General features: G+C 72.1%; 20 protein-coding genes. 5 read left to right on the forward strand and 15 right to left on the reverse strand.

The features are described from left to right. Positions 1–95: 95 nt before the first annotated feature. A complete protein-coding gene (gene dapE, locus KV205_RS24195) occupies positions 96–1226 on the reverse strand; it encodes a succinyl-diaminopimelate desuccinylase (protein ID WP_265866662.1) in 1131 nt (376 codons plus the stop codon). 38 nt (positions 1227–1264) lie between these two features. Between dapE and KV205_RS24200 the strand changes: the two genes are divergently transcribed. Beyond that, positions 1265–2194, forward strand: coding sequence for a hypothetical protein (locus KV205_RS24200; protein ID WP_265866663.1), 930 nt, complete (start codon positions 1265–1267; stop codon positions 2192–2194). 474 nt (positions 2195–2668) lie between these two features. Then, positions 2669–3043 carry an ATP-binding protein gene (locus KV205_RS24205; protein WP_265866664.1) on the forward strand — a complete coding sequence of 125 codons (375 nt, stop codon included), beginning with the start codon at positions 2669–2671 and terminating at the stop codon, positions 3041–3043. An 86-nt stretch (positions 3044–3129) separates the two neighbouring features. Here KV205_RS24205 and dapC read toward each other — a convergent pair whose 3' ends face one another. Both dapC and fdxA read right to left on the reverse strand, forming a co-directional pair. Further along, on the reverse strand, positions 3130–4242 hold the full coding sequence (gene dapC / locus KV205_RS24210) for a succinyldiaminopimelate transaminase (protein ID WP_265866665.1): 1113 nt from the start codon (positions 4240–4242) through the stop codon (positions 3130–3132). Positions 4243–4333: 91 nt separating this feature from the next. After that, on the reverse strand, positions 4334–4654 hold the full coding sequence (gene fdxA, locus KV205_RS24215; protein WP_010474859.1) for a ferredoxin: 321 nt from the start codon (positions 4652–4654) through the stop codon (positions 4334–4336). 112 nt (positions 4655–4766) lie between these two features. Here fdxA and KV205_RS24220 point away from each other — a divergent pair, with 112 nt between their 5' ends. Then, positions 4767–5780, forward strand: a complete 1014-nt coding sequence (locus tag KV205_RS24220) for a GNAT family N-acetyltransferase (RefSeq protein ID WP_265866666.1) — start codon at positions 4767–4769, stop codon at positions 5778–5780. Continuing rightward, positions 5777–6610 (forward strand): transglutaminase-like domain-containing protein, encoded by an 834-nt coding sequence (locus KV205_RS24225; RefSeq protein WP_265866667.1) that lies wholly within the window; start codon positions 5777–5779, stop codon positions 6608–6610. Before KV205_RS24220 ends, KV205_RS24225 begins: the two co-directional genes overlap by 4 nt. 127 nt (positions 6611–6737) lie before the next feature. Here KV205_RS24225 and KV205_RS24230 read toward each other — a convergent pair whose 3' ends face one another. The 4 genes from KV205_RS24230 to KV205_RS24245 all read right to left on the reverse strand — a co-directional run bounded on the left by KV205_RS24230 (position 6738) and on the right by KV205_RS24245 (position 10727). Continuing rightward, positions 6738–8831: a hypothetical protein gene (locus KV205_RS24230; RefSeq protein WP_265866668.1), complete on the reverse strand. Its 2094-nt coding sequence runs from the start codon at positions 8829–8831 to the stop codon at positions 6738–6740. 174 nt (positions 8832–9005) lie between these two features. Continuing rightward, positions 9006–9371 carry a DUF6113 family protein gene (locus KV205_RS24235; RefSeq protein ID WP_265866669.1) on the reverse strand — a complete coding sequence of 122 codons (366 nt, stop codon included), beginning with the start codon at positions 9369–9371 and terminating at the stop codon, positions 9006–9008. Then, positions 9368–10315: an N-acetyl-1-D-myo-inositol-2-amino-2-deoxy-alpha-D-glucopyranoside deacetylase gene (gene mshB / locus KV205_RS24240; protein ID WP_265866670.1), complete on the reverse strand. Its 948-nt coding sequence runs from the start codon at positions 10313–10315 to the stop codon at positions 9368–9370. The genes KV205_RS24235 and mshB overlap by 4 nt, the downstream gene beginning before the upstream one ends. Positions 10316–10532: 217 nt before the next feature. Continuing rightward, a complete protein-coding gene (locus KV205_RS24245) occupies positions 10533–10727 on the reverse strand; it encodes a hypothetical protein (RefSeq protein ID WP_046911704.1) in 195 nt (64 codons plus the stop codon). Positions 10728–10899: 172 nt separating this feature from the next. On the opposite strand from KV205_RS24245, the gene KV205_RS24250 reads away from it, so the two are divergent. Beyond that, positions 10900–13089, forward strand: a complete 2190-nt coding sequence (locus KV205_RS24250) for an alpha/beta fold hydrolase (RefSeq protein WP_265866671.1) — start codon at positions 10900–10902, stop codon at positions 13087–13089. On the opposite strand, the gene KV205_RS24255 is transcribed toward KV205_RS24250, so the two are convergent. The 8 genes from KV205_RS24255 to KV205_RS24290 form a co-directional block, all read right to left on the reverse strand. Next, on the reverse strand, positions 13090–14049 hold the full coding sequence (locus tag KV205_RS24255) for a hypothetical protein (RefSeq protein WP_265866672.1): 960 nt from the start codon (positions 14047–14049) through the stop codon (positions 13090–13092). It lies immediately after the preceding gene. Positions 14050–14287: 238 nt separating this feature from the next. Further along, positions 14288–15391 (reverse strand): ABC transporter ATP-binding protein, encoded by a 1104-nt coding sequence (locus KV205_RS24260; RefSeq protein WP_265866673.1) that lies wholly within the window; start codon positions 15389–15391, stop codon positions 14288–14290. After that, positions 15384–16367 (reverse strand): ABC transporter ATP-binding protein, encoded by a 984-nt coding sequence (locus KV205_RS24265; protein ID WP_265866674.1) that lies wholly within the window; start codon positions 16365–16367, stop codon positions 15384–15386. Before KV205_RS24265 ends, KV205_RS24260 begins: the two co-directional genes overlap by 8 nt. Before the next feature lie 5 nt (positions 16368–16372). Next, the gene (locus tag KV205_RS24270) at positions 16373–17398 is read right to left on the reverse strand and encodes an ABC transporter permease (RefSeq protein ID WP_265866675.1); all 1026 of its coding nucleotides are present in this window, start codon (positions 17396–17398) and stop codon (positions 16373–16375) included. Beyond that, on the reverse strand, positions 17391–18314 hold the full coding sequence (locus KV205_RS24275) for an ABC transporter permease (RefSeq protein WP_265866676.1): 924 nt from the start codon (positions 18312–18314) through the stop codon (positions 17391–17393). The genes KV205_RS24270 and KV205_RS24275 overlap by 8 nt, the downstream gene beginning before the upstream one ends. Before the next feature lie 86 nt (positions 18315–18400). Then, the gene (locus KV205_RS24280) at positions 18401–20035 is read right to left on the reverse strand and encodes an ABC transporter substrate-binding protein (protein ID WP_265866677.1); all 1635 of its coding nucleotides are present in this window, start codon (positions 20033–20035) and stop codon (positions 18401–18403) included. Between the two features lie 167 nt (positions 20036–20202). Continuing rightward, a complete protein-coding gene (locus tag KV205_RS24285) occupies positions 20203–21312 on the reverse strand; it encodes an ABC transporter ATP-binding protein (RefSeq protein WP_265866678.1) in 1110 nt (369 codons plus the stop codon). Beyond that, entirely contained in the window at positions 21305–22363 is a 1059-nt protein-coding gene (locus KV205_RS24290; RefSeq protein ID WP_265866680.1) for an ABC transporter ATP-binding protein, read from the reverse strand. The genes KV205_RS24285 and KV205_RS24290 overlap by 8 nt, the downstream gene beginning before the upstream one ends. Between the last annotated feature and the right edge of the window lie 6 nt (positions 22364–22369).

The following is a 22369-nucleotide window of genomic DNA, read 5'->3' on the forward strand; positions in this document are numbered from 1 at the left end:
CACCGTTCCACTGATCCACCGGGGTCGATCTTCCGGTCCGGTCAGGGTAGGTCCACCGAGGTGACGAAAAGCGGAATTACAGGAATCATCGGGAATCATTCCGTCAGCCAGTCGCGGAGCCGCGCCTCGCAGTGGTGGATCCGCTCGACGTGCACGTGCTCGTCGCGCTTGTGCGCGTAGAGCGGGTCGCCCGGCCCGTAGTTGACGGCGGGGACGCCGAGCGCGCTGAAGCGGGCGACGTCGGTCCAGCCGAACTTGGGCATGGCGCTGCCGCCGACCGCCTTCATGAAGGCCGCGGCGGCCGGGTGGGAGAGACCGGGCAGCGCGCCGGGGCTCTCGTCGTCGACCTCGATCGACGTGACGCCGCAGTCCGCGAAGACCTCGTGGACGTGGGCGAGGGCCTGGGCGATCGAGAGGTCGGGGGCGAAGCGGTAGTTGACGGTGACCACGCACTCGTCGGGGATGACGTTGGTGGCGACGCCGCCCTCGATGCCGACCGCGTTGAGGCCCTCGTGGTACTCCAGGCCGTCGATGACCGGCTTGCGCGGCTCGTACGCGGCGAGCCGGGCCAGGATCGGGGCGGCGGCGTGGATGGCGTTGGCGCCCATCCAGGAGCGCGCGGAGTGGGCCCGCTCACCGGCCGTGCGCAGCTTGACCCGCAGCGTGCCCTGGCAGCCGCCCTCGACCTGCCCGAAGGAGGGCTCCAGGAGCACGGCGAAGTCGCCGGCGAGCCAGTCGGGGTGCGCGTCGGCGATCTTGCCGAGGCCGTTGAGGTGGGCGGCGACCTCCTCGTTGTCGTAGAAGACGAAGGTGAGGTCGCGGTTGGGCGCGGGGACGGTGGCGGCGATCCGCAGCTGGACGGCGACGCCGGACTTCATGTCGGAGGTGCCGCAGCCCCACAGGACGCCGTCGGCGTCGAGCCGCGAGGGCACGTTGTCGGCGATCGGCACGGTGTCGATGTGTCCGGCGAGGACGACGCGCTCGGGGTGGCCGAGGTTCGTGCGGGCCACCACGTTGTTGCCGTGGCGGTCGACGGTGAGGTGGGGCAGGCCGCGCAGGGCGCGCTCGATCGCGTCGGCGAGCGGCTGCTCGGTTCCGCTGACGGAGGGGATGTCGACCAGGGCGGCGGTCAGCGCGGCGCCGTCGAGCGAGAGGTCCAGCGAGGGAGCCGGAGCGGGGGTCGTCGAGGGGGCCGGAGCGGGTTCCGAAGCAGCGGTGTCAGCCATGTGTCGACCCTAACGCGGCCTCCAGTACGGTGGGGCGCGTGTCCGAGCCCACCCGCCCCTCCCGTCCCGCCCGCCACGGCCGCGCCGTCCGGTTCACGGCGGGCCTCGCCGTGCTTCTCGGCCTGGTCGCATACGTGACGGTGCACTACGTCACGGGCAGTAAGGGGGCGCCCCGGTGCACCATCGGAAGCGGGTCGAACCGGTACGAATTCACCCCGGAGCAGGCGTCGAACGCCGCGACGATCGCGGCCGTGGGCACCGGCCGGGGGCTCCCGGAGCGCGCGGTGACGATCGCGCTCGCGACCGCGCTGCAGGAATCGGGGCTGCGGAACATCGAGCACGGCGACCGCGACTCGCTCGGGCTGTTCCAGCAGCGCCCGTCGATGGGCTGGGGCACGCCGGAGCAGATCCTCGACCCCGTGTACTCCTCGGGGAAGTTCTACGAAGGCCTGGAGAAGGTTCCGGGCTATTCGCGGCTGCCGCTGACGGTGGCGGCGCAGAAGGTGCAGCGCAGCGGTTTCCCGCAGGCGTACGCGAAGCACGAGCCGGACGCCACGCTCCTCTCGGCGGCCCTGACCGGCCGCGCGCCGGCCGCGCTCGCCTGCACGGCGGACGTCCGGGAGGGCCGCCCCGGCGACCCCTCCCGGGTCCGTGCCGAGCTGATCCGCGCCTTCGGCGAGGAGACAGCCCCCAAGGGCGTCACGGCGGGCGCCGGCGCCGCCGGGGCCGACGCGGCCACTCCGCCGGCCGTGGAACTCTCGGTCCCGGTCCGCCCCACCGGCGCCCGGCGCGACCAGCGCGGCTGGGAACTCGCCCAGTGGGCGGTCGCCCGCGCCGACGACCTCCGCATCGCGGAGGTCTCCTACGGCGACCGCACCTGGATCGCGGACGACGCCTCGGGCGACTGGACCCCGGCCGGCCCGCACGCCACGGACGGCTCGACGGTCCGGCTCCGCCTGGCCCGCTGACCCGCCGAAGGCAGCCGGGGCCGCTGACGCCGGGCCCCGGTCCGGCGCAGGGCCCGTCGGCCGACGCCTGGCAGGCGCCCCGGGCCACGCCACGGGCGCGGTCTGCCGGTGCCTCCCGGCAAGCCCGCTACCGGCACGCCGGCCGCTCGGAAGGAAGCGGGCACCCGACACCCCGCACCGCACCTGCTCCCCCATCGCTCGCCCGTACGACCGGTCCCCCGGACGTGTCATGCGGTCGGCGCGGCGCCGAGTGCTTGAGCGAGCCGCCCCCGACCCCCACCCCGCCTCTGCAAGATCCTTGCGGTGCAAGGGGAGTGACGGTTCAGCAGCTACGTCCGTCCGGCCACCTTCGTCCGGTTTCCTCCCCGCCCGACAATCGTACGCATTACCCAGTCTTTACCTTCGGCGTCCGCAACCTCCCCCGCCCCGGGGCCGGTTGTCACCGCGTACACGTCCTCTCGTCGAAGGAGCACCATGTCCCTCCCCCTGACCCGTCGGATCGCCCGCGCCGCCCTGATCGTCGCGGCCGGAGCAGCCCCCGTGGTCGCGGCGGCCGGCACCGCGAGCGCCGCGGAACCGTCGCTCGCGCCGGCCGGCGCGCTGACGGGTCTGACCTCCCTGGACAAGGCCGGTGCCGAGGGCGCCCTCGGCACCGCGACCGAGACCGCGACCGGCGTCGCGAACAAGGTGCCCGCCGCGCAGAAGGTCACCGGCGCCACCGGCCAGGCGACCGACACCGTCGGCCAGACCACGGGCGCCGTCACCGAGAAGGCCGAGGCCCCGACGGGCGGCGCGCTCGGCGGCCTGCCCACCGGCCAGCTGATGGGCGGCCTGCCGATCGGCGGCTGACCCCGGCCACGGGCGCACCGTCGCCGCACACCCGAAGGCCCCGGAGAGCACTGCTCTCCGGGGCCTTCGCCACGCTTTCGGCGCCGTCAGCCCAGCCGCTTCACGGCCGCCTCGACCCGCTCGTCGGTCGCCGTGAACGCCACCCGCACGAACCGCTCCCCGGCCTCGCCGTAGAAGTCGCCGGGCGCCACCAGGATGCCCTTCTCCGCCAGGTACGCCACCGTCTCCCAGCACGGCTCGTCCCGCGTCACCCACAGGTACAGGCTGGCCTCGCTGTGCTCGACCCGGAAGCCGTGCGCCTCCAGGGCCGTCCGCAGCGCCGCGCGCCGCGCCGCGTACCGCTCGCGCTGCTCCGCCACGTGCGCGTCGTCGCCGAGCGCGGCCACCGTCGCGGCCTGGACCGGCGCGGCGGTCATCATGCCGCCGTGCTTGCGGATCTGCAGCAGCTCGCCGAGGACCGCCGGGTCGCCGGCGACGAACGCCGCCCGGTAGCCCGCCAGGTTGGAGCGCTTGGACAGCGAGTGGACGGCGACGATCCCCTCGTACGAGCCACCGCAGACGTCCGGGTGCAGCACCGAGACCGGCTCGGCCTCCCAGCCCAGCTCCAGGTAGCACTCGTCGGAGAAGACGAGCACGCCGTGCTCGCGCGCCCACGCCACGATCCGGGCCAGCTCGTCCTTGCCGAGGACCTTGCCGGTCGGGTTGGACGGGGAGTTGAGCCACAGCAGCTTCAGACCGGCCGGGTCGAGGTCCGTGGTCGGGTCGTCGTAGACGACGGGGGTGGCGCCGCACAGCCGCGCGCCCACCTCGTACGTCGGGTAGGCGAGCCGCGGGTACGCCACGACGTCACCCGCCCCGAGCCCCAGCTGGGTCGGCAGCCAGGCCACCAGCTCCTTGGAGCCGACCACCGGCAGCACGTTCTCGTGGGCGAAGCCGACCGCGCCCAGGCGCCGCTCGCACCAGCCGCTGATCGCGTCGCGCAGCGCGGCCGTGCCCCACACCGTGGGATAGCCCGGCGAGTCCGCCGCCGCCACCAGGGCCTCCTGGATCAGCGCGGGGACCGGGTCGACCGGGGTGCCCACGGACAGGTCCACGATGCCGTCCGGGTGGGCGGCGGCGGTCGCCTTGTAGGGCTCCAGCTTGTCCCAGGGGAAGACGGGCAGGCGCGAAGAGACGGGGGCGCTCACGGTGGGGCTCACTTCCTCGTACGTACGGAGAACACAACGGTCCCGTACAGCGGCGGCGACGCCGTACGGGACCGAGGGTGGTGGATCAGTGGTGATCGTCCGATCAGCCGTTCTGCGGAGGCAGGGCGGCGATGAAGGGGTGGTCGCGCTCGATCAGGCCGAGCTTGGAGGCGCCACCGGGCGAGCCGAGCTCGTCGAAGAACTCGACGTTCGCCTTGTAGTAGTCCTTCCACTCCTCCGGGGTGTCGTCCTCGTAGAAGATCGCCTCTACCGGACACACCGGCTCACAGGCCCCACAGTCGACGCACTCGTCCGGGTGGATGTACAAGGACCGCTGGCCCTCGTAGATGCAGTCGACGGGGCACTCCTCGATGCACGCCTTGTCCTTGACGTCGACACAAGGCTGCGCGATGACGTAGGTCACGCTGTCGTTCCTCCTCGATAGGGCTGGTCTGCGCGGGAGCGCGGTGTCGTCGATGCCCGCCCCTAGTATCTCCGTTCTTGGGGACGATCCGAACAGGAGGGGCGCAGAAGCTGTGGAATTCACCGGTGGAGGACGGCTCGAGGTCCGCATTACGGCGGCTGACGTGGGAAAACGCGTCTCTGTTCGGTACGTGACGGAGTCGGCCGCCCCGGGTGAGAAGTTCACCGACGCGGTCGGGGTTCTCACATCATGGGACGCGGGTGTGCTGCTGATCACACGCAGGACCGGCGAAGCCGTCCGGATCGCGGAATCCGCCCTCGTCGCCGGCAAGACCGTCCCCGCCGCCCCGGCCCGCCGCCGGGGTCCCGCGGCCGGCTTCCCCGAGCTCGCCCGCGCCGCCGCGCGCGCCTGGCCGCCCCTGGAGAGCGAGCCGCTCGGCGAGTGGACCCTGCGGGCCGCCGCCGGATTCACCCGCCGGGCCAACTCCGTGCTGCCGCTGGGCGATCCGGGCCTCCCGCTCGACGCCGCGCTCGAGCGGGTACGGGACTGGTACGCGGCCCGCGGCCTGCCCGCGTACATCCAGACCGCGACCGGCGCGGCGGACACCCAGGAGCTGCTGAGCGCGGAACTCGACCGGCGCGGCTGGACCCGCGAGGTCACCGCCGGGCTGCGGATCGCGGCGCTCGCCCCGATCGGCGACCTGGACGCCGACATCTCGGCGGTACGGGTCGGGCGCGGCTTCGACGAGGCCTGGCTGCGCCGCTACCAGCGCTTCGGCGAGCCGGGCCCGCACGTCACGAAGGTGCTCGGCGGCGGGCCGAGTGTGTGGTTCGCGTCCATACCGGGCACGGAAGACAACGCGGGGGCCGTGCCGGCGGCGATCGGGCGCCTCGTCGTGGACGGCCGCTGGGCCGGCTTCATGGCGGTCGAGGTCGCCCCGGAGCAGCGGCGCCGGGGCATGGCGAGCTCCGTCATGACCGCGCTCGCCCGCAAGGCCCTCGACGAGGGCGCGTCGGCGGCCTGGCTCCAGGTGGAGTCGGACAACCACGGCGCGCGGGCGCTGTACGACGGGATGGGCTTCACCACCCATCACCACTACCACCACTACCGATGGACGGGCGCATGACCGAAGGGCGCATGCCGGACTGGCGGCGGGAGTTCGCCGAGGAGGCCAGGTCCGAGCGGCCCGACCTCGCCCGGCTGTGCCTGCTGCTGTGCGCCGTCGCCGATCCGGACGTCACCGAGGCCGACCTCGACGAGGCCGAGATCGAACTCGACCGGCTCGCCGGGCTCGTCCCGTACGGGACCCGCGGCGCCGACGCGTGGGTCGCGGCGCTCGCCGAGCTGCTCGGGCGCCGCGAGGGCTTCCAGGGCGTGCCCGCGGACTACCAGCGGCTGGAGTCCTCGCTGCTCCACGAGGTGCTGCGGACCCGGCGGGGCCTGCCCATCCTGCTGTCCGTGGTGTGGCTGGAGGTGGCCCGCCGGGCCGGCGCGCCGGTGTACGGCCTCGGGCTGCCCGGCCACTTCGTGGTCGGCTTCGGCGACCCCGCGGAGCTGCACCTCGCCGACCCCTTCGCCGGCGGCCGCGCGATGACCGGCACCGACGCCGAGCTCATCGTCACGAGCGCCACCGGCGAGGCCCTCGACCCCTCGATGCTGCGCCCCGCGACCCCGCCGGCCATCGTGCTGCGCGTCCTCAACAACATCCGCGCCTGGGCCTCCCCCCGCCCCGAACGCTCCGACGTCGCCCTCTGGGCCGTCGAACTCTCCCTGCTCCTCCCCTCCCACCCGGCCCGCCTCCGCTACGAGCGCGCGGAGCTCCTCGTGCAGCGCGGCGACTTCCTGACGGGAGCGGCGGAGATGGAGGCCTACGCGACCATCATGGACGCCGTCGAACCGAGCGCCGCGGAAACCATCCGCCGCCGCGCGAAGGCGGCACGCGCGCTGCTGAACTAGGCGGCGGGCCGGGTGCGGATCCACCGCACGAGCCCCACCGGCCGCAGGCCCTTGCAGAAGCCTCGGAGCCCCACCCGCGGGCGCGGGTGGGGCTCCTCGGACGAGAGACCGGGGGACGTCGGGCCCGTCAGCCCTCGCCGCTCAGGTCGATCGTCTTCGTGCGCTCGGCCTTGGTCTTGCCGCGCAGGGCGTCGCGCATCACGAAGGCGACGTCGTCGGCGTTGACCTGGTGCTTGGTGCCGTCGGCCTTGGTGATCATGATGCCGTCGAAGACGCCGTCGAGGAGCTCGGTGATCGCCTGCTTGTTGTAGACCTCGACCAGGCGGCCGTCGACGGCCTTCATGGAGAGGATCTTCGGGAGGGACCGGGCCGGGCCGAAGTCGATGTGCTTGGTGCCGGCGTTGATGGTGATCTTGTCGGACATCGCGGGCTGGGCGAACTCCTCCATCGCCCGGTCCAGCTCGTCCTTGGTGACGCTCGGCTGGCGGGTGACGACGGGGAGCTCGACGGTGTTGGGCCGGCCGGTCTCGACCTGGGAACGGTAGGCGTCCTTGACGGAGATCATGGAGCGCTGGATGTCCAGGCCCTTGCCCGCCTTGCCCTCGACCGCGGTGACCTTGTTCGGGGCGAAGACGATGGTGCCCTCGGTGACCGAGCCGGAGGTGCCGGCCAGGTCGGTGAGGGCGACGGCGAGCTTCTCGTCGTCCACCGGGAAGACCGGCTTCGCCTCGCGCGTACCGCCGAAGAGGGAGCCGATGACGGAGACCGGGTTGTAGTCGCTGCCCGCGGCGGCGCGGACGGTCTCCTGGGCGTCCAGGGCGAGGCCCGCCTTGTCCGGGGCGAGTTCGGCCTTGGCGCCGCCGATGTTGAGCTGCAGCGGGGCGTGGGCGCGCTTGCCGAGGGCCGCGTCCAGCTTGGCGACGGCCTCCTCCTTCGTACCGCCGCCGATGTCGACGCCGAGGACCGTCGTGCCCTTGGGGACGTCGGAGTGGTTGAGGAGCAGGCCCGCGCCGTAGGCGACGCCGGCCAGGCCGACCACGCCGACGCCGACGAGGACGAGCTTGGAGCGGCCCTTCTTGGCCGGGGCGGGGGCGGGCTTCGGCGCGGGCTTGGCGGCGCTCCGGGGCGCGGCGGCGGCCGGCTCGGCGCGCTCGGGGATGCGCGGGGTCAGGTCGGGCCCGGCCGGCGGGACGACCGGCATGCCGCTGGTGAGCGTCGAGCCGGAGACGTGGCCCGGCTCCCCGTAACCCGACTCCCCGAGCCCCGGACCGCCGGGCGGCACCGGCGCGGGGGGCTGCGGGGTGAGGATCGCGGTGTCGTCGGACATCCGCGGCGCCATGGGCCGGCGCGGCGCGGCGCCCCGGCGCTGGTCGGGGCCGGCGACCGGGCTGCTGCCGGTGACCGGGCCGGTGGTCGGCCCGGCCGGGGGCGCGGCGGCGTCGACGACGGGCGTGCCGCCGGCCGGGGTGTGGCCGGGGCCGTTGTCGTAGAGCGGGTTGCCGTTGCCGTAGTAGGGGTCACCGGGGACGGGACCGTCGTAGCGCGGGGTGCCGCCCGCCGGCGTGGGTGCCGGGCCGCCGGTGAGCGGGGTGACCACCGGCATGCTCTGGGTGGTGCTGCCCACGGACGGGACGCCGTCGCCTGCGGAGCCCGCGAAGCCGGGGGCGGCCGGGGCGGGCGCCGACGGGGCCGGGGCCTGCGGGGCGGGGGCGGCGGGCTGCTGCGGGGCCGGCGGCTCGGGGGCCTTGGCCGCGGACGGCTTGCGCGGCGCGAACCAGCTGCTGGTCGGCCGCTCCTCGCCGGCACCACCGGCGCCCGGCTCGGCCGGGGCCGCGGCCTCCGGCTCGCGCACGGGCGCGGGGGCCGGGGCGGGTGCCTGGCGCGCCGGGGCCGGCCGGGTGGGCAGCGGCGGCTCGGCGGCCCGCTGCTCCTCCGCCGGGGTCTCGGCCGCGCCGGCGGCGCGGTCCGCGTCACCGACCGGCTTGCGGACCACCACGGGCGGGATCGGCCGCGAACCCGGGATGTTGATCCGGATCCGGGTGGTCAGCGTGGTCTCGGTCTTGGGCTCCTCGGGCGGCCCGGCGGCGGCGCCGTTCTCCGGGGCAGCCTCCTGATCGCCGCGCAGACCGTACGGCGGGGTGCCCGAGGGGTACGCGGCCCCGCCGCGCCCCTGGGCGCCGGAGGACGAACTGTCAGTCTCTCGACCAGTTTCACGACTCAAAGCAGGATCTCCCGGTTGGCTCCGCCGCCCGCTCTTGCTGATGCTCGTGGTGATCCGGGCGGTCGACGGCGCGCACCACCATACTGGCCGCCGCCGATCCGCACCCGGCCCGGCGTGGATCCGCCACGGGCAATCCGGCCGAAGTCAAGACACTCTCGCGTCAAGTCGGCCTGTTCACGCGCCCGGTCGGGCCATGCGGGTCATCGTGGCGCACATCACAGCGACCGCCATGCCGCCGAGCAGGAAGACCATCTCGCCGATGCCGCCGCCGAACAGACCGTCACCTTCCGGGCGTCCGAAGCTCAGCAGGATGATGGCGACGAGCCAGCCGGCGCCGGCCGCGGCGACGCCGAGCTGGTTTCCGGTGGCGCGCCGGGCGCCGTAGAAGACGGCTCCGGAGGCGAGCAGGGCGAGCAGCAAACCGGCCGGGAACCAGGCGGCTTGGACGAGGGATCCGGCGGAACCGACGAGTACGCCGAGGACCAGAAGCACCGCGTACCAGGCGTATCGGGCGCCCGAGGAGAGGTCGGATCCGGTCATGCGCCCGCCACCTCCTCCGCACCGCCCAGCCCTTCCGTACCGCCCAGCCCTTCCGTATCTTCGAGACCCGCGAACAGGTCGGTCTCGCGGGTGCCCTCGGGCGCACCGGAGGTGCCCCGCACCAGCTCGTAGTACTCGGTGGTGAAGATCGGCTGCGCGAGGTTGTTGGAGAGCGCGAAGAAGGGCCCGTCGACGGCGACTTGGGTGGCGTGGGCGGCCATGGCCGCGGTCTTCCGTGCGGTGTGCGCCTCCCCGCCCGCGATCTCGGCGGTGACGCGCTCCTCGGGGACCACTCCGGGCACGTCGCCGAGGACGGCGTCGGCGGGGAACACGGAGCCCTCGGCGGCGAGGCGGGCGAAGCCGGCCTCGGCGACCGGGCGCGGCACCCGGTTCCAGTAGATCTTGGCGACGGCGTGGGCGGGGCCGAGCTCCGGGCGGTAGCCGGGGTCGGCGGCGAGGTCGGCAGCGCGCATGGCGACCCGGTGGGCCTGGATGTGGTCGGGGTGGCCGTAGCCGCCGTCGGGGTCGTAGGTGACGAGGACCTGCGGGCGGGTCTCGCGGATCACCTCGACGAGGTACGGGGCGGCCGCGTCGACCTCGGTGTTCCAGAAGGCGCCGGGGCGGCGGTTCTGCTCGGCGCCCATCATCCCGGAGTCGCGGAAGCGGCCGGGGCCGCCGAGGAAGCGGTGGTCGGTGACGCCCAGCTCCTTCATGGCGGCGGCGAGTTCGCCGACCCGGAAGGCGCCGAGCCGGTCCTCCCGGTCGGGTGCGAGGTGGGCGAGCTCGGGCGGGATGACCTCGCCCTCCTCGCCCAGGGTGCAGGTCACCAGGGTCACGAGGGCGCCCTCGGCCGCGTACTTGGCCATGGTCGCGCCGTTGTTGATCGACTCGTCGTCGGGGTGCGCGTGCACCAGGAGCAGACGACGGGCTGGGAGAACCGTCATGGCCCCACCCTACGAGACGCGTAGGGCCTGTCCGGCGGATCAGGGTCGGACAGGCCGCGGGGTCTGGTGCGGTGCATCGCAAGGCGCCGGAGCGTCTCGATAGCGGAGCTATCGGGGCGCTTCGGCAACGCGGCGAGGTGCCGTGCCAGGCGTCGCGGACCCGGCCATGATCCGCCGGACAGGCCCTGGGAGGCGGGGCCGGGGAAAGACCGGCAGGTCAGAACTTGAGGCCGCCGATCATGCTCGCCACGTTCGTGGTGAGGGTGCTGATGGACGGGGCGATGGACGAGCTCGCCAGATAGAAGCCGAGCAGCGCGCAGATCGCCGCGTGACCGGCCTTGAGTCCGGATTTCCGGATCAGCAGGAAGACGACGATCGCCAGCAGCACCACCACCGAGATCGAGAGTGCCACGGCGGTTCACCTCCACACTTCTTCGGTCGGACGTTTCTTCGGTCGGACGTTCGGTTGGCATGTGCCCGATGGATGCTTACCCACCTAGCGCTACGGATCATAACTATCCGTGCCATCGCATCGATCGGTGTACGGAGGCATGAGGGGGCGCACGGACGCTAGTTTCGGTCACATGACTTCGTCGCACGAGCAGGCCTCGTTCCCCCGCCAGTACGCCAGGACACAGCGGTTCACCCTCGGCGCACCGCGCGCGTTCACCGTGGCGCCGGACGGCGGGCGCGTGGTGTTCGTGCGGTCCGGTTCGGGCACGGACCGCTCGCACCGGCTGTGGGTGCTCGACCTGGACGGTCCGGGCGGTCCGGGCGGTCCGGACGGACCGGTCGAGCGGCTCGCGGCCGACCCGGAGGCGCTCCTCGGCGGCGCCGCCGAGGAGTTGTCGGCGGAGGAGCGGGCCCGGCGGGAGCGCAGCCGGGAGGGTTCGGCGGGGATCGTGGGCTATGCGGTGGACGGGGCCGCGGAGTTGGCGGCGTTCGCGCTCTCCGGGCGCCTGTTCACGGCGGAGCTGCGGGCGGGCACGGCCCGCGAGCTGCCGGTGCCGGGTCCGGTGGTGGACCCGCGGCCCTCGCCGGACGGGCGTCTGGTGGCGTACGCGGCGGGCGGCGCGCTGCGGGTGACCGGGGCGGACGGCACCGGCGACCGGGCGCTCGCCGAGCCGGCGGACGGGGAGGACGGAGTCGTCTACGGGCTCGCCGAGTTCGTGGCCTCGGAGGAGATGGGCCGGTCGAGGGGCTTCTGGTGGGCGCCCGGCTCGGACCGGCTGCTGGTCGCGCGGGTCGACGAGTCGCCCGTACGACGCTGGTGGATCGCGGATCCGGCGCATCCGGAGCGGGAGCCGCAGGCGGTCGCGTACCCGGCGGCGGGGACGCCGAACGCGGACGTCCGGCTCTTCGTCGTGGATCTGACCGGAAATCGCACCGAGGTCTTGTGGGACCGGGCCGTCTTCCCCTACCTGGCCCGGGTGCACTGGTCGTCCGGCGGTGCGCCGCTGCTCCTCGTACAGGCGCGGGACCAGCGGAGTCAGGCGTGTCTGACGGTCGATCCGGAGACGGGGGCGACCAGGACGCTGCAGGTGGACGAGGACCCGGTGTGGCTGGAGCTGTTCGGCGGGGTGCCGGCGTGGACGCCGGACGGGCGGCTGGTACGGATCGTGGACCGGAACGGCGTGCGGGTCCTGGCGGTCGGCGACCGGGCCCTGACGGACGCGCGGCTGCACGTACGGGCGGTGCTCGACGTCGGCGCGGAAGATGTCCTGATCTCGGCGTCGAAGGGTGAGGCGGCGGAGGAAGACGCTGCTCCGGAGACCGGTGAGATCCATGTGTACCGGGTGAGTGAACGGGGCGTGGAGCGGGTCTCGGAGGGGCCCGGGGTGCACTCGGCCGTACGGTCCGGCTCGGGTGCCGGCGCGGTCACCGTGCTGTCCTCGGCCCGCCCGGACGCGCCCGGCAGCACCGTACGCGTGCTGCGGGACGGCAAGCGGCTCGCCGAGGTCGTCTCGTACGCGCAGCGGCCGGCGCTCTCCGCGGACATCACGCTCGTCGAGGCGGGCGAGCGGCGCATCCCGTGCGCCGTGCTGCTGCCCTCGACGTGGCGGGAGGGCGACGGGCCGCTGCCGGTGCTCATGGACCCGTACGGCGGTCCGCACGGGCAGCGGGTGGTCGCGGCCCACAACCCGCATCTGACGTCCCGCTGGTTCGCCGAGCAGGGCTTCGCGGTGATCGTGGCCGACGGGCGCGGCGCCCCGGGCCGCTCCCCCGCCTGGGAGAAGGCGATCAGCGGCGACTTCACGCTCACCCTCGACGACCAGGTCGAGGCGCTGCAGGCGCTCGCCGGGCGCTTCCCGCTGGACCTCGGCCGGGTCGCGATCCGCGGCTGGTCCTTCGGCGGCTATCTGGCGGGGCTTGCGGCGCTGCGCCGCCCAGACGTGTTCCACGCGGCCGTGGTGGGCGCGCCGGTCACGGACTGGCGGCTCTACGACACCCATTACACCGAGCGCTATCTGGGCCTGCCGGAGGAGGGCGCGGAGGAGGCCGACGTCTACGCGGCGAACTCGCTGATGTCCGACACCGGCCTCACCGAACCCCGGGAGCCGGCCCGGCCGATGATGGTCGTGCACGGTCTCGCCGACGACAACGTGGTGATGGCGCACACCCTGCGGCTCTCCTCCGCCCTCCTCGCGGCGGGCCGCCCGCACGAGGTGCTGCCGCTGTCGGGCGTCACGCACATGACGCCGCAGGAGCAGGTGGCGGAGAACCTGTTGCTGCTGCAGGTGGACTTCCTGAAGCGGTCGCTGGGCCTGGGCTGATCACCAGCCCGGCGGGCGGTGCGCGGGCGGCGCCGGCGGGAGGGCGGCGACCGGGCGGTACGGGGTGCGGCGGCGGCCCGGGCGGGCGAGCAGGAGCAGCACGGAGAGGCCGGCCAGCAGGGAGTAGCCGCAGCCGATGTCGTACGCCAGGGAGTAGATGTCCTGCTCGGGCACGTAGGTGTGCCAGCTCTGGCGCAGGGCGGCCGCCGTGCCGCCCGCGCCGACGCCCGCGAGGAGCAGGCCGGCGAGGAGGCCGAGCGGGCGGGTGTGCGGGGCGCGGGCGAAGGCGCTGCCAGCGGCGGCGAGGAGGAGCAGGACGAGGACGGCGTTCAGCCAGCCGGGCGGGACGGCGAGGGTGGGCAGGAGCAGGGAGCGGCCGCCGGTGTAGCGGCCGACGGTGTACTCGACGGGCAGCAGGGTCGCCCAGCGGATCTCCCAGGCGGCCCACATCAGCCCGGCGAGCGCGCACAGGACACCGGCGGTGACGGCGGGTCCGGTACGGGGACGGTCGGGGGTCCCGGGGGCCGCGGGGTCGCCGGGGGCCCGGCCGGCGGGCTCGCGGCCTGCGGGCTCACGGCCGGCGGCGGCGGTGACCACCAGGGCGCCGCCGAGGGCGAGCACGATCATGGTGCCGACCAGGGCCTCGACGCCGGAGGCCCACAGTCCGGGCAGGCGCAGGCCGAGGGTGGTGAGTCCGGTGACGGCCATCGCGGACCCGGCGAGCGGGGAGCGCAGGGCGACGACGGCGGTGACCGCGTAGGCGGCGAGCAGCAGCGGGTCGACGAGGGTGGTGGCCGCGGTGGGCTGGAGGCGGAAGCCGTGGTCGCCCGCCCAGTACCAGAGCAGTTCGGCGGTGGGCCCGAAGGTCGCGAGGTCGCGCAGCAGCCAGACGAGGGTGACGAGGGCGAGCGCGGCGCACAGTGCGGCGCCGGTGAGACGTGCCGTTCGTGTCACTGTCACGAGGCCGATACTCACGGTCGCCATCGGCCGAAACAAGCGGTTCCGCATATGCGGGGTGCGTGTGCGTCAAGTCGAGACATCGGGGAGGCCCGGCGAGCGGGGCGGGCGGCCGGCCGGGGCGCCGCGTGCGCCGCCCCGGCCGGCCTACGGCACCCGCACGGCCGTACGCCGATCAGCGTCCCGCGTCCGTATATCGGAACCGATTCACCGGTGTTGCGGCGCTGTTAATGCGGTCCCCTCACAGCGACTTGGAGCCCGGCGGCTCCTCGCCGGGCTCCTGGCCGACGCCGGGCTCCTCGCCGGCCTCGCCCGGCTCCTCCGGCGGCACCACCACCTTCTCCTCCGCGAAGTGGCAGGCCGAGTCGTGCTTGGCCGGGGTGTCGGTGAGGCGGAAGACGGCCGGCACGGCGAGCAGCGGGACCTCCAGTTCGCAGCGTTCCTGCGCCTTCCAGCAGCGGGTGCGGAAACGGCAGCCGGAGGGGATGTTCGCCGGGGAGGGCACGTCGCCGGTGAGCAGGATCCGCTCGCGGTGCTCGCGCGCGTCCGGGTCCGGCACGGGCACGGCGGAGAGCAGCGCCTGGGTGTAGGGGTGGGTGGGGTGGTCGTAGATCTCGGCGTCGGTGCCGATCTCGACGATCCGGCCCAGGTACATGACGCCGACCCGGTCGGAGATGTGCCGGACGATGGAGAGGTCGTGCGCGATGAAGACGTACGACAGCTTGAACTCGCTCTGGAGCCGGTCGAGCAGGTTGACGACCTGGGCCTGCACGGACACGTCGAGCGCCGAGACCGGCTCGTCCGCGACGATGATCTCGGGCTGGAGGGCCAGGCCGCGGGCGATGCCGATGCGCTGGCGCTGGCCGCCGGAGAACTGGTGCGGATAGCGGTTGATGTACTCGGGGTTGAGGCCGACGACGTCGAGCAGGTCCTGCACCTTGCGGCGCCGGTCGCCCTTGGGCGCGACCTCGGGGTGGATCTCGTACGGCTCGCCGATGATGTCGCCGACCGTCATGCGCGGGTTCAGCGAGGTGTACGGGTCCTGGAACACCATCTGGATGTTGCGGCGCACGGACTTCAGCGCGCGCGGCGACATCTTCGTGAGGTCCTCGCCCTTGTACCTGATCGTGCCGGAGGTCGGCTTCTCCAGGTTGACGAGCATCTTCGCGACGGTCGACTTGCCGCAGCCGGATTCGCCGACGATGCCGAGGGTCTCGCCGGCGGTGAGGTCGAAGTCGACGCCGTCGACCGCCCGGACCGCACCGACCTGCTTCTTGAAGAGGATGCCCCGGGTCAGCGGGTAGTGCTTGTGCAGGTCGCGGACCTGGAGAATCGCCTCAGCCATGGAGGCACTCCTTCCAGAAGTGGCAGGCGCTGGAGCGCGGTACGGGCGATTCGGTGACGTCGTACAGCGGCGGCTCCTCGACGCGGCACCGGTCCCGGGCGAGCGGGCAGCGCGGGTTGAAGGCGCAGCCGGGCGGGATGGCGAGGAGGTTGGGCGGCAGGCCCTTGATCGCGTACAGCTCCTGGCCCTTCTGGTCCAGGCGCGGGATGGAGTCGAGCAGGCCGCGGGTGTAGGGGTGGGCGGGCGCCTTGTAGATCTCGTGCACCGGCGCCTGTTCGACGATCCGGCCCGCGTACATCACGGCGATCTTGTCGGCGACGTCGGCGACGACGCCGAGGTCGTGGGTGATGAGGATGAGGCCCATGTTGAGTTCGCGCTGGAGCTCGGCGAGCAGGTCCATGACCTGGGCCTGGACGGTGACGTCGAGGGCGGTGGTGGGCTCGTCGGCGATGATCAGCTCGGGTTCGAGGGCGAGCGCCATGGCGATCATGATGCGCTGGCGCATGCCGCCGGAGAACTGGTGGGGGTACTGGCCGACGCGTTCCTTGGCGGCGGGGATGCGGACCCGGTCCATGAGTTCGACGGCCCTGGCCCGGGACTCCTTCTTGCTCATCCCCTTGTGGACCACGAACATCTCGCCGAGCTGTTCGCCGACGCTGAGCACCGGGTTGAGGGAGGACAGCGCGTCCTGGAAGATCATCGCCATCTTGGCGCCGCGGACCTTCCTGCGCTCGTCCTCCTTGAGCTTGAGCAGGTCCTGGCCCTGGAAGCGGATCTCACCGCCGGTGATCTTCCCCGGGGGGATGTCGAGGATGCCCATGACGGCCTGGGCGGTGACGGACTTGCCGGAGCCGGACTCGCCGAGCACGGCCAGGGTCTCCCCCGCGTCGACGGAGTAGTCGACGCCGTTGACGGCCTTGGCGATGCCGTCGCGGGTGTGGAACTCCACGTGCAGATCGCGCACTTCGAGCAGCATGGGCCCTACCTCAGCTTGGGGTCGAGGGCGTCGCGCACCGCGTCGCCGAGCATGATGAAGGCGAGCACGGTGATGGCGAGCGCGCCGGCCGGCCAGAGCAGCATGTGCGGGGCGTTGCGGATGTACTGCGAGGCCGAGGAGATGTCGATGCCCCAGGAGACGGTCGGCGGCTTCAGGCCGACGCCGAGGTACGACAGGGTCGCCTCCAGGGCGATGTAGGTGCCGAGCGCGATGGTCGCGACGACGATGACGGGGGCGACCGCGTTGGGGGCGATGTGGCGCAGCAGCATCCGGGAGTTGGAGGCGCCGAGGGCCCGGGCGGCCTGCACGTAGTCGTTCTGTTTCGCGGTGATCACCGAGCCGCGGGCGATCCGGGAGATCTGCGGCCAGCCGAGCAGCACCATGAAGCCGATGACGGGCCAGACGGTGGCGCTGGACACCACGGAGAGGAAGACCAGGCCGCCGAGGACGACGGGGATGGCGAAGAAGACGTCGGTGATCCGGGAGAGGACGCCGTCCCAGCCGCCGCCGAAGAAGCCGGCCAGGCCGCCGAGGATGCTGCCGAGGATCGCGACGCCGAGGGTGGCCAGGACGCCGACGGTGACGGAGGTGCGGGCGCCGTAGACGGTGCGGGTGTAGACGTCGCAGCCCTGGCCGTTGAAGCCGAAGGGGTGGCCGGGCTGGGAGCCCTCCTGGGCCTTGGACAGGTCGCAGTCGAGGGGGTCTCCGGAGGCGATCAGCTGGGGCCAGATCGAGATGATCACCAGGAAGAGGATGACCAGGGCGGAGATGATGAAGACCGGGTTGCGGCGCAGGTCGTGCCAGGCGTCGGACCACAGGGAGCGGGCCTTCTGCTCGGGGCCGGGGCCGGCGGCGCCGGGGTCGGTCTCCTCGGGCGGCGCGGGGTTCCTCTCCAGGGTCTCGGCCTCGGCGGTGCCGTAGTCGGCCGCGCCTCCGGCGCCGGTCGAGGCCACGGCGCGACCCTCCTCACCGTACGACTCCAGCGGTTCAAACGGCTCGGGCTCAGGCATAGCGAATCCTCGGGTCAAGGACGGCGTACAGGAGGTCGACCAGCAGGTTGGCGATCAGGAACACCAGGACGAGGACGGTCACGAAGCCGACCACGGTCTGGGTGTTCTGGCGCACGATGCCCTGGTAGAGCTGGTAGCCGACGCCGTGGATGTTGAAGATCCGTTCGGTGACGATGGCGCCGCCCATGAGCGCGCCGACGTCGGCGCCGATGAACGTCACCACCGGGATGAGGCTGTTGCGCAGCAGGTGCCGGGTGATGACCCGGCGGCGCGGCAGGCCCTTGGCGACCGCGGTGCGGACGTAGTCGGCGCGCTTGTTCTCGGCGATCGAGGTGCGGGTGAGCCGGGTGACGTACGCGAGGGACACGGAGGCGAGGACGAGGCCGGGGACGATGAGTTCGTTGAAGGGGGCCTCGGGCGAGACGGCCGGTTTGATCCAGCCCCATTCGACGCCGAGCAGCAGCTGGACCAGCAGACCGGTGACGAAGGTGGGGATGGAGAGGACGACCAGGGTGAGCAGCAGCACCGAGGTGTCCACGGGGTGGCCGCGCTTGAGACCGGTGAGGACGCCGAGGGTGATGCCGATGACGATCTCGAAGAAGATGGCGACGATGGTGAGCCGGATGGTGACCGGGAACGCGGTGGACATCAGCTCGGTGACCGGCTGCCCGTTGAAGGCGGTGCCGAAGTCGCCGGTGAAGACGTTGCCCATGTAGGTCAGGTATTGCTGCCAGACCGGCTTGTCGAGGCCGAACTCCTTGCGCAGCTGTTCGGCGGTGGCCGGGTCGCAGGCCCGGTCGCCGCACAGGCCGGCGATGGGGTCGCCCATCACGTTCACCATCAGGAAGATCAACAGCGTGGCGCCGAAGAAGACCGGGATCATCTGCAGCAGGCGCCGGATCACATAACGACCCATGAGGGGCTCCGGGGGTTGAGGGAAGGCGTACGGCCCGGCGCGGGGGTTCCGCCGGCCGGGCCGTACACCGCCGACCTGCTACGGCGTCAGCTGACCTTGATCTGTTCGTAGACGGGCACGCTGAACGGGTTCAGGGTCACGTTGGAGACCCGCTCCGAGTAGCCGGCGCTGCCGTTCTGGTACCAGAGGGGGATGGCGCCCATCTGGTCCCGCAGCACCTCCTCGGCCTGCTGGAAGGTCTTCACGGCCTTCGCCTGGTCGGTCTCCGCGTTGGCCTGGTTGACCAGCTGGTCGAACTGGGCGTTGGTCCACTTGCCGTCGTTGGACGAGGCGCCGGTGTAGTACAGCGGCTGGAGGAAGTTCTGGATGAGCGGGTAGTCCATCTGCCAGCCGGCCCGGAACGGTCCCGGCATCTTGGACTGGGTGATCTGGTTGCGGAAGTCGGCGAAGGTGCCGATGGGGTTGCCGACGCAGGCCTTGGTGTTGCCGAGGGCCTTGTTGATGGAGTTGCAGACCGCGTCCACCCACTCCTTGTGGGAGCCGGTGTCGGCGTTGTACGAGATCTTCATCGTGCCGCCGGGGATGCCGCCGCCCTCGGCGACCAGCTTCTTCGCCTCGGCCGCGTCGTACTTGCAGGAGTCGCCGCAGAGGGTCGAGCTGAAGCCGCCGGCCTCGCCGAGCACCGGGGAGGTCCAGTCGGTGGCGGGGGTGCGGGTGTTCTGGAAGATCGTCTCGGTGATCTGCTTGCGGTCGATCGCCATCGACAGGCCGGTGCGCAGCTTCTCCTGGCCCGGCTTGTTCCAGGCCGGGTCGTAGAACGGGAAGGCGAGGGTCTGGATGATGCCGGCGGGCTGGTTGATGTAGCGGTCGCCGAGGTCGGCCTTGACGTTCTTCAGCTGGGAGGCGGGCACGTCGTCGACGAGGTCGAGGTTGCCGGCCGTCAGGTCGGTGTAGGCGGTGTTGTTGTCGGTGTACACCTTGAGGGTGACGCCACCGTTCTGCGCCTTGTCCGGGCCCGGGTAGTCGGCCCACTTCACCAGCTCCATCTGGGAGCCCTTGGCGTACGACTGGATGGTGTACGGGCCGTTGCCGACGGGCTTGGCGACCCAGGCGGCGTGGTCCGTGAAGAAGGCCTGGGGCAGCGGCGAGAAGGCCGCGTAGCCGAGGGTGTCGGGCCAGGTGGAGAACTTCTGGGTCAGCTTGACCGTGAAGGTCTGGGGGCCGGTCACCTTCAGGCCGGACATCGTCTGGGCCGTGGGCTCGCCGGACTCGGGGTGGACCTGGTCGTAGCCCTCGATCTGGCCGAAGAAGAACGCGTTGCGCTGGTTGTTCTTCAGGTTGGCGCCGTAGTTCCAGGCGTCCACGAAGGACTTGGCGGTGACCTTCTCGCCGTTGGAGAAGGTCCAGCCGTCCTTGACGGTGATGGTGAAGTTGGTCGAGTCGGTGGTGTCGATCTTCTCGGCGAGCATGTTGTTGGCCGCGCCGGTCTTCGGGTCGTACTGCTTGAGCCCGCGGAAGACCATGGACAGCACCTTGCCACCCTGCACCTCGTTGGTGTTGGCCGGCTCCAGCGGGTTCTGCGGGTCGCCCCAGGAGGAGCTGACGATCCCTTCGGCGCCACCGCCACCACCGCCGCCGTCGTCGCCACCGCCGCAGGCGGTCGCCGCGAGGGCGACTGCGGTGGCCAGAGCGGCCCACTTGGCGTGCGTGGCTCCGCGCATGGAGTGCCTCCCGAATGTGTCCTCAGTATTACTTAGGCCCCAATATCACCCCTTTGCCGGGAGAGTGCATTTTTACGGCGTCCGTATGAACCGGGGCCGGACACACGAAAGGCCCCCGCACCTCCAGGGAGGTGCGGGGGCCTTTCGCATCGGCCTTCGGTACGTGATCAGCTCGCGCCGACGACGTCCTTCTCCTCGGCGAAGTGGCACGCGGACTCGTGCGCCGCCGGCGTGTCCTGGCCGCGGAAGCGCTCCGGGATCGCGAGCACCGGCACCTCGGTGGCGCACTTGTCCTGCGCCTTCCAGCAGCGGGTGCGGAAGCGGCAGCCCGACGGCGGGTTGGCCGGCGAGGGCACGTCACCGGTGAGGATGATCCGCTCGCGGTGCGCGCGGGCTTCCGGGTCCGGCACCGGCACCGCGGAGAGCAGCGCCTGCGTGTACGGGTGGGTCGGGTGGTCGTAGATCTGGGTGTCCGTACCGATCTCGGCCATCTTGCCCAGGTACATCACGCCGACCCGGTCCGAGATGTGCCGGACGATCGACAGGTCGTGCGCGATGAAGATGTAGGACAGGTTGAACTCGTCCTGCAGCTTCTCCATCAGGTTGATGACCTGCGCCTGGACGGACACGTCCAGGGCGGAGACCGGCTCGTCGCAGATGATGATCTCCGGGTTGAGCGCGAGGCCGCGGGCGATGCCGATGCGCTGGCGCTGACCGCCGGAGAACTGGTGCGGATAGCGGTTGATGTACTCGGGGTTCAGACCGACGACGTCGAGCAGCTCCTGCACCTTGCGGCGCCGGTCGCCCTTCGGGGCCACCTCGGGGTGGATGTCGAAGGGCTCGCCGATGATGTCGCCGACCGTCATGCGCGGGTTCAGCGAGGTGTACGGGTCCTGGAACACCATCTGGATGTTCCGGCGCACGGCCTTCAGCGCGCGGCCGGACAGCCGGGTGATGTCCTGGCCCTTGTAGAAGACCTCGCCCGCGGTGGCCCGCTCCAGGTTCATCAGGAGCTTGGCGACCGTGGACTTGCCACAGCCGGACTCGCCCACGATGCCGAGCGTCTCGCCCTGGAAGAGGTCGAAGGAGACCCCGTCCACGGCCTTGACCGCACCGATCTTCTTCTTGAAGAGGATGCCCTGGGTCAGCGGGAAGTGCTTCTGCAGGTTGCGCACCTGGAGGATCGGCTCACCGCGCTCGACGGGAGCCTCGATGGCGGCCACGGCCTCCGCCTCGGACACGCCCCCGGCGTTGTCGTTCTTGCTGAGCTCAGCCATGGATCGTCTCCTTCCAGTAGTGGCAGGCGCTCTTGCGGCCCGGCAGCTCGGCGCCGTCCTGCTCGGTGACCGGCACCAGGGCCGGCACCTCGGTGTGGCAGAGGTCGCTCGCCATGGGGCAGCGCGGGTTGAAGGCGCAGCCCGACGGGATGTTGAGCAGGTTGGGCGGCAGACCCTTGATCGCGTACAGCTCCTGGCCCTTCTGGTCCAGGCGCGGGATCGAGTCGAGCAGACCCCGGGTGTACGGGTGGGCCGGGCGCTTGTACAGCTCGTGCACCGGCGCCTGCTCCACGATCCGGCCCGCGTACATGACCGCGATCTTGTCCGCGACGTCGGCGACGACGCCGAGGTCGTGGGTGATCAGGATCAGACCCATGTTGTACTCGCGCTGCAGCTCCGCGAGCAGGTCCATGACCTGGGCCTGGACCGTCACGTCGAGGGCCGTGGTCGGCTCGTCGGCGATGATCAGGTCCGGCTCCAGGGCGAGCGCCATGGCGATCATGATGCGCTGGCGCATACCGCCGGAGAACTGGTGGGGGTAGTCGCCGACCCGGGCCTTGGCGGCCGGGATCTTGACCTTGTCCATCAGCTCGATGGCCTTGACCTTGGCGTCCTTCTTGGACAGGCCGTGGTGGACCCGGAACATCTCGCCGAGCTGGTAGCCGACGGTGAGGACCGGGTTCAGCGAGGACAGCGCGTCCTGGAAGATCATCGCGATGCGGCGACCGCGGATCTTCCGGCGCTCCTCGTTGGACATCTTCAGCATGTCCTGGCCGCGGAACAGGATCTCGCCCTGCGGGATCTTGCCGGGCGGCATGTCGAGGATGCCCATGATGGCCTGGGCCGTGACGGACTTGCCGGAGCCGGACTCGCCGAGCACGGCGAGCGTCTCACCGGCGCTGACCGAGTAGTTGACGCCGTTGACCGCCTTGGCCACACCGTCGCGGGTGTGGAACTCGACGTGCAGGTCACGGACTTCGAGCAGCGGACCGTTGTAGTCGTCGCCGGCGCGCGGCGCCGGAACGGTCGTCGTCTTGTCGATGGTGCTCACGTGTAC

Source organism: Streptomyces sp. SKN60 (assembly GCF_026236535.1).
In the GTDB taxonomy this organism is placed as follows: domain Bacteria; phylum Actinomycetota; class Actinomycetes; order Streptomycetales; family Streptomycetaceae; genus Streptomyces.